Source organism: Variovorax nivicola (assembly GCF_051216475.1).
Classification (GTDB): Bacteria; Pseudomonadota; Gammaproteobacteria; order Burkholderiales; family Burkholderiaceae_C; genus Variovorax.
Map to the genome: position 1 here is coordinate 235,635 of NZ_JBPJZK010000004.1, position 13,788 is coordinate 249,422.

The 13,788-nt window shown below is 67.5% G+C and carries 13 protein-coding genes; 4 read left to right on the forward strand and 9 right to left on the reverse strand.

All coding sequences use genetic code 11. From position 1 onward, the window contains the following. Window positions 1-39 precede the first annotated feature (39 nt). Complete coding sequence (locus tag ACSFBF_RS17845; RefSeq protein WP_435470045.1) at window positions 40-1,605, forward strand: alpha/beta hydrolase family protein; 1,566 nt, start codon at window positions 40-42, stop codon at window positions 1,603-1,605. Here ACSFBF_RS17845 and ACSFBF_RS17850 read toward each other — a convergent pair whose 3' ends face one another. Genes ACSFBF_RS17850 through purE form a run of 3 tightly spaced genes read right to left on the reverse strand, consistent with a single transcriptional unit; the run spans window position 1,606 to window position 4,363 of the window. Next, entirely contained in the window at window positions 1,606-2,607 is a 1,002-nt protein-coding gene (locus ACSFBF_RS17850; RefSeq protein ID WP_435469207.1) for an L-threonylcarbamoyladenylate synthase, read from the reverse strand. After that, a complete protein-coding gene (locus tag ACSFBF_RS17855) occupies window positions 2,604-3,806 on the reverse strand; it encodes a 5-(carboxyamino)imidazole ribonucleotide synthase (protein ID WP_435469209.1) in 1,203 nt (400 codons plus the stop codon). The genes ACSFBF_RS17850 and ACSFBF_RS17855 overlap by 4 nt, the downstream gene beginning before the upstream one ends. Further along, entirely contained in the window at window positions 3,803-4,363 is a 561-nt protein-coding gene (purE, locus tag ACSFBF_RS17860; RefSeq protein ID WP_093055414.1) for a 5-(carboxyamino)imidazole ribonucleotide mutase, read from the reverse strand. Before purE ends, ACSFBF_RS17855 begins: the two co-directional genes overlap by 4 nt. Before the next feature lie 36 nt (window positions 4,364-4,399). On the opposite strand from purE, the gene ACSFBF_RS17865 reads away from it, so the two are divergent. Together ACSFBF_RS17865 and ACSFBF_RS17870 are read left to right on the forward strand one after the other, a co-directional pair. After that, entirely contained in the window at window positions 4,400-5,320 is a 921-nt protein-coding gene (locus tag ACSFBF_RS17865; RefSeq protein ID WP_435469212.1) for a tetratricopeptide repeat protein, read from the forward strand. Between the two features lie 108 nt (window positions 5,321-5,428). Next, entirely contained in the window at window positions 5,429-5,875 is a 447-nt protein-coding gene (locus ACSFBF_RS17870; RefSeq protein ID WP_435469214.1) for an META domain-containing protein, read from the forward strand. Window positions 5,876-5,893: 18 nt separating this feature from the next. Here ACSFBF_RS17870 and ACSFBF_RS17875 read toward each other — a convergent pair whose 3' ends face one another. From ACSFBF_RS17875 to ACSFBF_RS17895, 5 genes are all read right to left on the reverse strand, one after another. Continuing rightward, window positions 5,894-7,420 carry a hypothetical protein gene (locus ACSFBF_RS17875; protein ID WP_435469216.1) on the reverse strand — a complete coding sequence of 509 codons (1,527 nt, stop codon included), beginning with the start codon at window positions 7,418-7,420 and terminating at the stop codon, window positions 5,894-5,896. Window positions 7,421-7,544: 124 nt separating this feature from the next. After that, complete coding sequence (locus ACSFBF_RS17880; RefSeq protein ID WP_435469218.1) at window positions 7,545-8,450, reverse strand: phosphoribosylaminoimidazolesuccinocarboxamide synthase; 906 nt, start codon at window positions 8,448-8,450, stop codon at window positions 7,545-7,547. Window positions 8,451-8,554: 104 nt separating this feature from the next. Further along, on the reverse strand, window positions 8,555-9,619 hold the full coding sequence (gene fba, locus ACSFBF_RS17885; RefSeq protein WP_257863243.1) for a class II fructose-bisphosphate aldolase: 1,065 nt from the start codon (window positions 9,617-9,619) through the stop codon (window positions 8,555-8,557). Between the two features lie 64 nt (window positions 9,620-9,683). Next, window positions 9,684-10,613 carry an alpha/beta hydrolase gene (locus ACSFBF_RS17890; protein WP_435469220.1) on the reverse strand — a complete coding sequence of 310 codons (930 nt, stop codon included), beginning with the start codon at window positions 10,611-10,613 and terminating at the stop codon, window positions 9,684-9,686. Window positions 10,614-10,648: 35 nt separating this feature from the next. After that, window positions 10,649-11,134 (reverse strand): Lrp/AsnC family transcriptional regulator, encoded by a 486-nt coding sequence (locus ACSFBF_RS17895; RefSeq protein WP_435469222.1) that lies wholly within the window; start codon window positions 11,132-11,134, stop codon window positions 10,649-10,651. A 136-nt stretch (window positions 11,135-11,270) separates the two neighbouring features. On the opposite strand from ACSFBF_RS17895, the gene ACSFBF_RS17900 reads away from it, so the two are divergent. Then, entirely contained in the window at window positions 11,271-12,287 is a 1,017-nt protein-coding gene (locus ACSFBF_RS17900) for a 1-aminocyclopropane-1-carboxylate deaminase (RefSeq protein WP_435469224.1), read from the forward strand. A 20-nt stretch (window positions 12,288-12,307) separates the two neighbouring features. Here ACSFBF_RS17900 and pyk read toward each other — a convergent pair whose 3' ends face one another. After that, window positions 12,308-13,756 (reverse strand): pyruvate kinase, encoded by a 1,449-nt coding sequence (gene pyk / locus ACSFBF_RS17905; RefSeq protein WP_093055398.1) that lies wholly within the window; start codon window positions 13,754-13,756, stop codon window positions 12,308-12,310. Window positions 13,757-13,788: the final 32 nt, after the last annotated feature.

Consider the following 13,788-nt stretch of genomic DNA (forward strand, 5'->3'; position numbering starts at 1 on the left):
CATGCCTTGACAAAGCCGCACCCCCACTCGTTTGTTCCGATGCGCAAGACAGCCGCCCTGACGGCGCTCGCAGGCGCAACCTTGTTGCTGCTCGCCGCCTGCGGAGGCGGTGGTGGAGGCGGGGGTATCGGCATCGGGGTGGGCGTTCCGCCGCCCGCCGCCGACGACGGCCGGGGCTCGGTGGTCACCAACCCGCCCGAGCAGACGGCGAATCTGACGGCCACCCAGTTCACCGCCAGCCTGCAGGCCAGCGACCAGGGCAAGGCGCTGCTGCAGGTGGCTGGCACGCCCAAGTGCGGCATCGACCTGCGTTATCTCGAATACCGCACCATCGGCGCGAAGAGCGAGGCCACCAATGCCACCGCCGCGATCATGGTGCCCACGGGCTCCGACGTGGCCTGCAGCGGCCAGCGTCCGGTGGTGCTCTATGCCCACGGCACCACCGCCGCCAAGGCCTACAACCTGGCCAAGTGGACCGACAGCACGCAGGCGGCAGCGGGCGAAGGCCTGATGGTCGCCGCCATGTTCGCGGCGCAGGGCTACATCGTGGTGGCGCCCAACTACGCGGGCTACGACAAGTCGACGCTGCCCTACCACCCGTATCTCAACGGCGACCAGCAGGGCAAGGACATGGTCGATGCGCTCACCGCCGCGCGCAAGACCTTCTCGGGCATCAACGCGAACGACGCCGGCTCGCTGTTCATCACCGGCTATTCGCAGGGCGGCTATGTCGCGATGGCGGCGCATCGCGAGATGCAGGCCACGGGCAAGACGGTGACGGCGTCGGCGCCGTTGTCGGCACCCTCAGCCATCAGCCTGCTGACCGACTACACCTACCAGGGCTGGCCGGCGCTGGGCGCCACGCTGTTCGTGCCGCTGCTGTCGACCAGCTGGCAGCAGCAGTTCGGCAACGTCTACAGCTCCACCAGCGACGTGTATGAAGCGCAGTACGCCAACGGCATCGACACCCTGCTGCCGAGCCTGACGCCCAACACGCTGTTCACCAGCGGCAAGCTGCCGCAGCTGGCACTGTTCCCGGCCAATGCCACACCGGGGCCGGTGAGCCCCTCGCTGTCGATCTTCTATGGCGCCAACAACCTCATCAAGCAGAGCTTTCTGACGCAGGCGGCCGGCGACATCCAGGCCACGCCCTGCCCCGGCAACGCGCTGCCGGCCACGTCGGCGTCACTGAGCACGGCCTCGCCGCTGGACTGCAAGCCGTCCACGGGCTTCCGCAAGGCGGCGCTCGCCAACGACCTGCGCAACTGGACGCCGACCCGGCCGATGCTGATGTGCGGCGGCGCCAACGACCCGACGGTGAACTTCGTGAGCACCCGCGCCACGTCAGGCTACTTCCGCGCCAAGGGCGTGCCGGCCGCCGCACTGGCGGTGGTCGATCTGGAAGATTCGGCCGCGATCGACGCCTACTCGACCGCCCGTGCCGGCTTCGCGCAGGCCAAGGCCCTGCTGGCACAGAACACGTCGGGCAGCGCATCGGACAAGGCGCAGGCGGTCACGCTGGCGTACCACGGCACGCTGGCACCGCCGTTCTGCCTGGCTTCCGCCCGTGGCTTCTTCCAGGGCGTGCTCGCCGCTGGGGGCTGATCAGGCTGCGGACGCGCGCTGCAAGCGATCCCGCACGCCTTCCCACTCGGGCGTGTCGGGCGGCATCTCGACCCAGATCAGCTTGACGCCCTGCGCGTCGAACTCGCGCAGCACCGCGAACAGCTGCTGCGCGCTCGCCGCCGCGTCGTCGGGCATGCGCCGCTGCAGCACGCGCTGCGAGCGGCTGCGCACCACGGTGCGCGACCACACGGCGATGTGCGCGGCGTTGGCGCCCAGCACGTCGAGGCCGGTCTGGATCGCCTTGGCGTCCATCAGCCGCACCTTGGCGTCCGGGGCGTAGTGCGCCTCCAGCGTGCCCGAGGCGCGCGGGTCGGGTGTTTCGAGCACTTCGCGGTCGCTGAGCTTCTCGCCGCAGGCGGCCTCGATCTGCGCGCGCGTGATCAGGCCGGGCCGCAGCAGCACCGGGGCGCCGCGGCTGCAGTCGACGATGGTCGACTCGATGCCTACCTCGCACGCTCCGCCATCGACCACCAGCAGAGCGTCGCCGAACTCGTCGTGCACGTGCTGCGCCGTGGTTGGGCTGACGCGGCCGAAGCGGTTGGCGCTGGGCCCCGCGAGGCCGGGCACACCCTGCTCGGCACAGGCTTCGAGCAGCGCCTGCGCCACGGGATGCGAGGGGCAGCGCAGGCCGATGGTGTCCTGCCCGCCGGCGGCCGCCGCGCCCACGCCAGGCTGGCGCGTGACGATCAGCGTGAGCGGCCCGGGCCAGAACACCTGCACGAGCTTCTGCGCGAAAAGCGGCAGCGGCTGCGCGAAGCGCGACAGCGACTCGGTGCCCTTGATGCCGGCCGCCACGTGAACGATCAGCGGATGGTCGGCGGGCCGCCCCTTGGCCTTGAAGATGCCTGCCACCGCCATGTCGCTGCTCGCGTCGGCGCCCAGGCCGTAGACGGTCTCGGTCGGGAAGGCCACCAGCCCGCCCGCGCGCAGCACGCGCGCGGCTTCGGCAATGGACTCGGGGGAGCGGCCGTCGAGGATCATGCGAAGTCGGCAGTGGTCACCGCCGGCAGGCCCAGCAGCAGCGCGGCCTGCGATGCCGTGGCGCGCACGGCTTCGAGCGTGGCGCCGGTGAGCGTGAGGTGGCCCATCTTGCGGCCGCGCCGCGGGTCGATCTTTCCGTAGAGGTGCAGGTGCACGCCGGGCAGCGCGAGCACTTCGCTCCAGCGCGGCGAAACCGGCTTGTCGCCGCCCTCGGCGGTGAACCACAGGTCGCCCAGCAGGTTGAGCATGATCGCGGGACTGTGCTGGCGCGGCGCGGCCAGCGGCAGGCCGGCGAGCGTGCGCACCTGCAGCTCGAACTGCGAGACGTCGCAGGCTTCCATCGTGTAGTGGCCGCTGTTGTGCGGGCGCGGCGCCATCTCGTTGACGACCAGCGAGCCGTCGGCCAGCGCGAAGAACTCGACGCACAGCACGCCCACGTAGCCCAGGCCGTTGGCGATGCTCTTTGCCGAATTGACCGCGCCCTGCGCCACCGTCTTCGGCATGTTCTGCGGATGCACCTCGGTGATGGCCAGGATGCCGTCGCGGTGCAGGTTGCGCTGCGGCGGGAAGTGCACGATCTGCCCGTCGCGGCTGCGCGCCAGGATGACCGAGCATTCGAACTCCAGCGGCAGCATCTTCTCGAGCACGCAGGGCACGCAGCCCGTGGCCTGCCAGGCGTCGACCAACTCGGCGCGCGTCTTCACGCGCTGCTGGCCCTTGCCGTCGTAGCCCAGCCGCGCGGTCTTCAGGATGCCGGGCAGCAGGCTGTCGTCGGCGGCGGCCAGCTGCGCCGCGGTCTCGATGACCGCATAGGGCGCGCAGGGCACGCCGCAGCGGGTGAAATGCGCCTTTTCGGCGATGCGGTCCTGCGCGATGGCAATGGCCGAGGCGCCGGGCGATACGGGCCGCGCGACCGCCAGGTGCTCCAGCGAGGGCGCGGGCACGTTCTCGAACTCGGTCGTCACCGCATCGGCCAGGCCGGCGAGGCGGGCGAGGCCGTCGACGTCGTCGTAGTCGGTGTGGATGTGGTGATGGCTCACGCGGCCGGCGGGGCTGTCGGTGTCGGGGTCGAGCACCGCCGTGAAGTAGCCCATGCGCTGGGCTGCGTGGGCGAACATGCGCCCCAGCTGGCCGCCGCCGAGCACGCCGAGCGTGGCGCCCGGGAGGATGGGCAGGTCACCGTTCTTGCTGCTGCTCACAGGGCACCTCCGCCTTGCGGCGAGAAAGGGGACACGGGGGGCACTTCTCCAACACCGCCGGCAGGAGCCGGTGGCAGCGTCATGGCTTCGGCGGCGGCGGTCTGCGCCGTGCGGAAGGCGTCGAGCTTCGCGCGCAGCGCCGGATCGTTCACCGCCAGCATCGCCACCGCGAACAGCGCCGCATTGGCCGCACCCGCGTTGCCGATGGCAAAAGTGGCAACCGGCACGCCCTTGGGCATCTGCACGATGCTGTAGAGCGAATCGACGCCCTGCAGGTGGCGGCTGGCCACCGGCACGCCCAGCACCGGCACCGTGGTCTTGGAGGCCAGCATTCCCGGCAAATGGGCTGCGCCACCCGCGCCCGCGATGATCGCGGTGAGCCCGCGCCCGGCGGCGCTTTCGGCGTACGCAAAGAGCGCATCGGGCATCCGGTGGGCCGAGACCACCTTTGCTTCGTGACTGATTCCGAATTGCTGGAGAATCTCGACCGCGTTGCGCATCGTCTCCCAATCGGAGTTCGAGCCCATCACTACACCGACCTGAATGGTTTCGTTCATGGTTTCAATTTTACGTTTCACCCTCAGCTGGTTCCGATGATCGACATCACTCTCGAAAATTTCCAGGCCGAACTGATCGAAGGCTCAGTGGCCACGCCGGTGCTGCTGGACATCTGGGCCGAATGGTGCGGCCCCTGCAAACAGCTGGGCCCGGTGCTCGAAAAGCTCGAAGTCGAGTACGCCGGCCGCTTCACGCTGGCCAAGCTCGACGCCGACAAGGTGCCGCAGATTTCGTCGCAGCTGTCCGAAATGTTCGGCGTGCGCAGCATCCCGTTCTGCGTGATGTTCAAGGATGGCCAGCCGGTGGACGGCTTTGTCGGCGCCATTCCGGCCGACAAGATCCGCGAATTCCTCGACAAGCACGTGCCGGGCGCCGACGAGGCCGAAGCCGCCTCGGAAGAAGCCGCCGCACAGGAAGCGCTGGCCGGAGGCGACACCCAGGGCGCGCTCGAACGGCTGCAGCATGCCGTGGCCACCGACCCCGCCAACGACGACGCCCGCTTCGACTACATCAAGCTGCTGCTGCAGGAAGGCCGCGTCGACGACGCCAAGGTCGCCTTTGCCCCGGTGATCGCCAAGACCACGCTGGTGCGCCGCTTCGACGCACTGCAGCGCTGGATGGACGCTATCGATTTCGCAGCACCCGTGGCAGGCGCCGCGCCCGCGATCGCCGAGTTCGAGGCAAAGATCGCAGCCAACAAGCGCGACTTCGACGCCCGCTTCGGCCGCGCCCGCCTGCTGATGGCCGCGCAACGCTGGACCGACGCGATGGACGAGCTGCTCGACATCCTGATGCGCGACAAGACCTGGAGCGAAGACTTGGCCCGCAAGACCTACATTGCGATCCTCGACCTGATCGAGCCGCCGAAGGTGAAGGTGGCCGACGGGCAGATCCCGCCGGACGATCCGGTGGTGGCCACCTACCGCCGCCGCCTCAGCAGCATCGTGCTGAGCTGATCCGGAAAGCGGATCCATAAAGCGACCCTCGAGGTCGCTTTTTCGTGGCCGCCTCGAATACGATCACGCCCGATTCAACTTGTTGCAGATTGAAAAGGAAGACTGGCCATGCGCTCCTTCGCCCGCCGTATCGTGTTTCCCCTTCTTGCCACGACGGCGCTGCTGACCGCCCTGACCGGTTGCGGCAGCGGCATCAGCCTCGACGAGCCGATCGAAGGGCCGGTCTGGCGCCTTGCGCAGTTGGGCGACGAGGCCATTGCGCCCGGCAGCGATGCGCAAGTCCAGTTCGACCGCAGCAGCGGCCGCGTCAGCGGCTCGGGCGGCTGCAACCGCATCTCGGGCACCTTCACGCGCAGCGGCATCACGCTGAAGATCGGGCAATTGGCCTCGACGCGCATGGCCTGTGCGGACCCGGTGCGCGGCGCCAATGAAGCGCAGTTCATTTCCGCGCTGCAGAGCACTGCGAGCTACCGGCTGGCGGGGCCGAGCCGGCTGGCACTGCTGGATGGCGGCGGGCGGACGGTGGCGTTGTTGAACAGCGGCGGGGCGCGCTGAGGGTCGCCGGTCTAGCGGTTATTTGGCGGCTGGTGCAGCGACGGTTAGCTGGACTTCCTCGGTGGCCAGGCCACGATCAGAGATCGTGACGTCCACCGTGCCCTTGGCGTCGGCTGCCACCTTGATGCGCACCACATACTGGTTCACCGAACCGACCAGGATCTCGAAGGCTGCCGGGCCCTTGACCGACACCTGCGGAGAGACGGTCACGCCGCTCACGGTGATCTCGTAGGCATCGCCCTGGCTGACCTTCGCGTCGGCTGCCGGCGAGATGCTCATGGCGCTGACGCCACCGACGCAACTGCCGTTCCGCTCCACGGACTTGCGCTGCTCGGCAAAGCTGAGCAGGCGATTGCTCAAGGGGCGGCGGGCGGCGTAGAGGTCGGCTGTTTCGCTGGCCAGCTTGCGTGCTGTCGTGGCCTGGGATGTGCTGGCCGGCTGTTTCTTCGCTTCTGCCTCGAGGTTTTCGTCCTGCCTCTTTCCCGCCTCGGCCGCGGCGGCGGCAATCTGCTGTTTCCGCAGCTTGTCGACCTGCGCGAGGAGCTCCTGCATGTTGGCGCTCTCCAGCGGCTTCGATGCCGCCGCTGCGGAAAACGTCTGCTTGTTCGTCGCACCACTGCCGCCGCCAGCCGCCGCTGTCGGCGCGGCTGGTGTGCCACCGCCACCACCGCCGCTGCTTTCACTCGGAACGTCGATCTTCACCGACCTGAAGCTTCTGATGATTCCGGCAGCCTCGGTCGCCATGGCGTCGGGCGAGGTGATGGCCTTGTTCGCGGCATTGATGCGTGCGGCCACACGGGCAAAAACGAGATCGCCCTCGCGCATCAGGATGACGCCGCTGTTGTTCAACTGGTCGGCCAGTTGCTCGCTCGAGGCCAGGGTCTTGCGGGCGCGTACCAGTGCGTCCCTCGCTTCCGCCCGGACCTGAGCCCTGGCAAGCTTGCTGTCGCGGCCATAGCGCTCGATAGCCTCGGCTTCGAGCAGGCTCTTGTCGAGCTTGTTGATGGCCTTCGCAAGGTCCTCCCGCTCCTGCCTCATCTGCGAGAAACCGACGGCACTCATGCGCAGCGGCTCGATGTTCATCATCGCGCAGGTCAACTCGCGGATGCCTTCCACGTAGGCCTGCTCCTGGGCGGGATTGACGAACCATGTGCTGCCCGAATACGCCGCGAAACCGACCGCGCCGGCCAGTGCCAGGCGCTTCTTGTCGTGGTCGCTCGTCACACCCGACTTCAGGCCGCTGTAGAGCGCCGCCGCCGTGACGCCGAGCAGTCCGAGCTGCGTGAGGGCGCGAACACGCGCCTGCGTCGAAAGGGAGTCGTACCACTCGCGGCGCTGGTCCTTCAGCACGCCGAGCGCGCCATGCAGGTTGCCCGCCAGCCTCTCTGCATGGGCATGGCGGACCTCCTCCCGGCCAAGCTGGCTGATGGGCCGGTCGACGCGCTCGCTGCGCTGGTAGGGATTGGTGCTGCTGCAGCCCGCAATGGCCACGGCAAGCCCAGTTGCCACACAGCGCTGCCAGCGCAGGACGTTTCTGCCTTCCATATTCCCCACCCCTCATGTTTTGAGTACGCATGATGGCGGGGGCAGGGACGTTCAGGCATCCCCGATTCCCGTGGAGACAAGACTCCCGGGATGGACTATGAAGAAGACTATGAAAAGAAAGGCATCAGCCCGTCAGGCGCTCCAGCGCCTCACGGTACTTGGCCGCCGTCTTCTCGATGACTTCGGCCGGCAGGCGCGGCGCCGGGGGCGTCTTGTCCCAGGGCTTGCCGTTGATCTTGGTGGCTTCGAGCCAGTCGCGCACGAACTGCTTGTCGTAGCTCGGCGGGTTGGCGCCGGCGGCCAGCGCGGCCTGGTAGCCCTCGACGGGCCAGTAGCGCGAGCTGTCGGGCGTGAGCACTTCGTCCATCAGCACCAGCGTGCCGGCTTCGTCCAGGCCGAACTCGAACTTGGTGTCGGCAATGATCATTCCCTTGGTCAGGGCGATCTGGGCGGCGGTTTCGTAGATGGCGATGCTGGTTTCGCGGATCTGCTGGGCCAGCTTGGGGCCGACGATCTCGACCACGCGTTCGTAGCTGATGTTCTCGTCGTGCTCGCCAGCCGCGGCCTTGGCGGCGGGCGTGAAGATCGGGCGCGGCAGCTTGCTGGCGTTGGTCAGGCCCTCGGGCAGCGGCACGCCGCAGACCGAGCGGCTTTCCTGGTATTCCTTCCAGCCGCTGCCGGCCAGGTAGCCGCGCACCACGGCCTCGACCGGGATCGGCTTCAGGCGCTTGACCAGCATCGAGCGGCCCGTGACCTGCGGCACCTCGTCTGGCGTAACGGCGCTTTCGGGTGCGTCGCCGGTCAGGTGGTTGGGGCAGATCTGGCCCAGCCGCTCGAACCACCACAGCGCCATCTGCGTGAGGATCTCGCCCTTGCCGGGAATGGGCTCGCCCATGATCACGTCGAAGGCGCTGAGCCGGTCGCTCGCGACCATCAGGATGCGGTCTTCGCCGACGGCGTAGTTGTCGCGCACCTTGCCGCGCGCAAGCAGGGGCAGGCTCTGGATGGAGGAGGTGTGGACGGTGGTCATGGGAACAACAGCAAATGCGGTGGGAAACGTGGGACGGTGAAAGCGGATTGTGCGCGCAGAAAAAAGCCACCGCGAACGGTGGCCTTCGAATCGCGGGGAAGTTTTTAGACGACTTCCTGAGCCAGCTCGCCCTTGGCGTACTTGGCGGCGACCACTTGCAGCGTGTCGCCCTTGATCTTGGCGCCCTGGCCTTCGCAGCCGAACTCGATGTAGCGCTGCTTGCAAATCAGCTTGGCGGCTTCGCGTGCGGGCTTGAGCCATTCGCGGGCGTCGAACTTCTCGGGGTTCTCGGCCAGGAACTTGCGCACCGCGCCGGTCATGGCCAGGCGGATGTCGGTGTCGATATTGATCTTGCGCACGCCGTGCTTGATGGCTTCCTGGATTTCCTTGACGGGCACGCCGTAGGTTTCCTTCATGTTGCCGCCGTACTGGCGAATGATGGCCAGCAGCTCCTGCGGCACGCTCGACGAGCCGTGCATCACCAGATGGGTGTTGGGAATGCGGCGGTGGATTTCCTTGATGCGGTCGATCGCCAGGATGTCGCCGGTGGGCTCGCGCGTGAACTTGTAGGCGCCGTGGCTGGTGCCGATGGCGATGGCCAGCGCGTCGATCTGGGTGCGCTTGACGAAGTCGGCGGCCTGCTCGGGGTCGGTGAGCAGCTGTTCGCGCGTCATGGTGTCGTCGGTGCCGTGGCCGTCTTCCTTATCGCCCTTCATGGTCTCGAGCGAGCCGAGGCAGCCGAGCTCGCCTTCGACCGTCACGCCCAGGCGGTGGGCCATGTCCGACACCTTCTTGGTGACGTCGACGTTGTAGTCGTAGCTGGCGATGGTCTTGCCATCGGCCTCGAGCGAGCCGTCCATCATGACCGAGCTGAAACCCAGGTCGATGGCGCCCTTGCAGACGTCGGGGTTCTGGCCGTGGTCCTGGTGCATGACCAGCGGGATGCCGGGGTACTGCTCGATGGCGGCCTGGATCAGGTGCTTGATGAAGGCTTCGCCGGCGTATTTGCGGGCACCTGCGCTGGCTTGCAGGATGACGGGCGCGCCCGTTTCCTTGGCGGCCTCCATCACGGCCTGGACCTGTTCGAGGTTGTTGACGTTGAAGGCCGGAATGCCGTAGCCATTGGCTGCAGCATGGTCGAGCAGTTCGCGCATCGAGACGAGTGCCATGGAAATACCTCGCGGAAATTAGGGAAAGAAGAAGGCGGAAAGACAGGAGCAAACTGCCGCAATTCTACCGAGCCCCCTTGTGGGACGGCACTGACGCCAGCCCGAGGAAATTCATGACAGGCGGCAGCACCGGTCCGCCCAGCCACTGGATGGGCCTGGCGAAGGCCCCGATCAGCGTCACGTGGCCGAGGTTGTCGAACAGCCGCACCTCGACCGGAACGCCCGCGGCACGCAGCGCGGCCGCCATCCGGCCGGTGTTGCGGTCGGGATCGACGAGGTCGTCCTTTGAAGCCGCCATGAGCAGCGCGCGCGGCGACGCCGGCGTGACATGCGACAGCGGCTGCGAGTCGCGCGGCGTGTCCGGCCAGTTGAAGGCAGCCTGCGCCTGCGGTTCGCCAATGGGCAGGAAGTCGTATGGGCCGGCCAGGCCGATCCAGCCCGCGAGCTCCTTCGGGCTGGCGCCCACCTCGCCGAGCCAGCGCTCGTCGAGCGCCACCATCGCGGCGTTGTAGCCGCCCGAGCTGTGGCCCATCACGAACACCTGCTTCGGGTCGGCGCCCAGCCGGGCCGCGTTGTCGAGCGCCCATTTGACGGCCAGCGCGCTGTCGCGCACGAACACCGGGTAGGTGAAGGCCGGCGACAGCCCGTAGTCGGGCAACACCACCACCGCGCCGCGCGCGGCCAGAGCCTCGCCGACAAACCTGTAGCTGGCGCGGTCGCCGGTCGTCCAAGTGCCGCCATAGAAGAACACGACCAGCGGGCGCGCACCCTGGGCCGGCTGCGTGGCGGGAAGCGGCTGGTACACGTCGAGCAACTGGCGGGGCGCCTGGCCGTAGGCGATGCCGCCCTGGAACTGGTAGGTGTCAGTGGGCACCAGGCCATTGAGCACCTTGACCGGCGAACAGGCCGAGAGCACGGCAGCGGCGGTAACGGAGAAGGCGGCGAAGAAGGCGCTGCGGCGCCGGCGGAGTGACGCGAAGGTGGGAAGACTCATCGCAACAGTACGCACGCAGTCAGACGCCGGTTTCGTCAGATCGGCAACTGCGTGGTCGACAGCACCTGCTTGAGCACGATGAAAGTCCGGATCTGCCGCACCCCTGGCAGGTACAGCAGCTGCTCGGCATGCAGGTGGTTGAAGCTGTCGTTGTCGCGCGTGCGCACGAGCATGAAGTAATCGAACTCGCCCGTGACCACGTGGCATTCGAGGCACCCCGACACCTTCTGCGCGGCCTTCTCGAAGTCGGCGAACGAGTCGGGCGTGGAGCGGTCGAGCACCACGCCGATCATCACGAGCATGCCGACGTCGAGCGCGTCGGCATCGAGCAGCGCGACGATGCCCTTGATGAACCCCTCGGCCTTGAGCCGCTCGACGCGGCGCAGGCAGGCGGCGGCGCTGAGATTCACCTTGGCGGCCAGCGCCACGTTCGACAGCGAGGCGTCGCGCTGCAGGGCGCGGAGGATGGCGCGGTCGGTACGATCGAGCTCCGGCGCGACACGCAATTTTGTTGTGCTCATGCCTTGTTTTTTGGATTGAAAGTTTCCGATTCAGCCATAGTGCCTTTTTTTCTCGAACGAATCCAGAAAACTTCGCAAGCACGTTGCGTTCGCTTCTTCCTACGATCTAAGGCTTCAACTCCCTGGAGCCGCACCCATGAATCTGAAGAAGTTTCCCCGCTACGCCCTGACCTTCGGCCCCACGCCGATCCACCCGCTGAAGCGGCTGAGCGCGCATCTCGGCGGCAAGGTCGACCTTTATGCCAAGCGCGAGGACTGCAACAGCGGCCTGGCCTTCGGCGGCAACAAGACGCGCAAGCTCGAATACCTGATCCCCGAGGCGCTCGAGGGCGGCTACGACACGCTGGTGTCCATCGGCGGCATCCAGTCGAACCAGACGCGGCAGGTGGCCGCGGTGGCCGCGCACCTCGGGCTGAAGTGCGTGCTGGTGCAGGAGAACTGGGTCAACTACTCCGACGCGGTGTACGACCGGGTCGGCAACATCGAGATGTCACGCATCATGGGCGCCGACGTGCGGCTGGACGCAGCGGGCTTCGACATCGGCATCCGCAAGAGCTGGGAAGACGCCATGGAGAGCGTGCGCCAGGCCGGCGGCAAGCCGTTTCCGATTCCGGCGGGCTGCTCGGAGCATCCGCGCGGCGGGCTCGGCTTTGTCGCCTTTGCCGAAGAAGTGCGCCAGCAGGAGGCCGAGCTGGGCTTCAAGTTCGACTACATCGTGGTCTGCGCGGTCACCGGCAGCACGCAGGCCGGCATGGTGGTGGGCTTTGCTGCCGACGGCCGGGCTGACCGCGTGATCGGCATCGACGCCTCGGCCAAGCCGCAGCAGACCTTCGACCAGATCCTGCGCATTGCGAAGAACACGGCCGAGCTGGTGGAACTGGGCCGCGACATCACCGAGAAGGACGTGGTGCTCGATCGCCGCTTCGGTGGCCCCGAATATGGGCTGCCGAACGACGGCACGCTGGAAGCCATTCGCCTGAGCGCGCGCTTCGAGGGCATGCTGACCGACCCCGTGTACGAGGGCAAGTCGATGCACGGGATGATCGAGAAGGTACGGCTCGGGGAATTCCCGGCTGGCTCGAAGGTGCTGTATGCGCACTTGGGTGGGGTGCCCGCCCTGAACGCCTACAGCTTCCTGTTCCGCAACGGCTGAGCAAGCTCAGCCGGGCGGGTTCAGCTCGCTCTGCAGATCTTGAGCATGTTGGTGCCGCCAGGGGCACCCATCGGCTCGCCGCAGGTGATCGCGTAGACGTCGCCGCTCTGCACGATGCCGCGCTTCTTCAGGTGGTTTTCGGCCTGCTGCAGCGCGGTGTCGCGGTCGCTTTCCGAATCCATCAGCAGCGGGCGCACGTTGCGGTACAGCGCCAGCTTGCGCTGCGTGGCCAGCCGCGAGGTCAGCGCGTACATGGGAATGTGCGCGCGGTGGCGGCTCATCCACAGAATGGTGGAGCCCGACTCGGTCAGCGCCACGATGGCCTTCGCGCCCAGGTGGTGGGCCGTGAACAGCGCGCCCATGGCGATCGACTGGTCGATGCGGCTGTAGGTCTTGCCGCTGAAATCGGCGTCGAGCGTCTTGTCTTCGGCTGCTTCGGCGGCTTCGCAGATGCGGCTCATCTCCTGCACGGTCTCGAGCGGGTAGCGGCCCGAGGCGGTTTCGGCCGAGAGCATGACGGCGTCGGTGCCGTCGAGCACGGCGTTGGCCACGTCGCTTACTTCGGCGCGCGTGGGCACGGGGTTGGTGATCATCGACTCCATCATCTGGGTCGCGGTGATGACCACCTTGTCCATGTCGCGCGCCATGCGGATCATTTTTTTCTGCAGCGCCGGCACGGCCGCGTTGCCCACCTCGACCGCGAGGTCGCCGCGCGCGACCATGATGCCGTCGCTGGCGCGCAGGATTTCTTCCAGCTTCGGAATGGCCTCGGCGCGTTCGATCTTGGCGATCATGCCGGGCTTGTGGCCGTACTCGGCCGCGGCCACGTTGCACAGCTGGCGCGCCATTTCCATGTCGGTGGCGTTCTTGGGGAAGCTGACGGCCACGTAGTCGGCCTGGAAGCTCATCGCGGTCTTGATGTCTTCCATGTCCTTGGCGGTCAGCGCGGGCGCCGTGAGGCCGCCGCCCTGCTTGTTGATGCCCTTGTTGTTCGACAGCTCGCCGCCCAGCTTGACGGTGGTGTGCACGGCCTCGCCCTTGACGGCGTCGACGGTCAGCACGATGAGGCCGTCGTTCAGCAGCAGCCTGTCGCCGGGCTTCACGTCGCGCGGCAGGTCCTTGTAATCGAGGCCCACGGCATCGGCGTCGCCGAGCTCGGTACGCGAGGCGTCGAGCACGAACTTGGCGCCCGGCTCCAGCCAGACCTTGCCCTGCGCGAACTTGCCGACGCGGATCTTGGGGCCCTGCAGGTCGGCCATGATGGCCACTTCGCGGCCCGCCTTGCGGGCGGCTTCGCGCACCATGGCGGCGCGGTCGATGTGGTCTTGCGCCGTGCCGTGGCTGAAGTTCAGCCGCACCACGCTGACCTTGGCCTGGATCATCTTTTCCAGCAATTCGGGGGTGCTGGACGCCGGACCGAGCGTGGCAACGATCTTGGTGGCGTGGCGGGGGATGCGGTCCGTGCTCATGAGGGTAGTCTCCGTTTTGTATTCGCTACTGT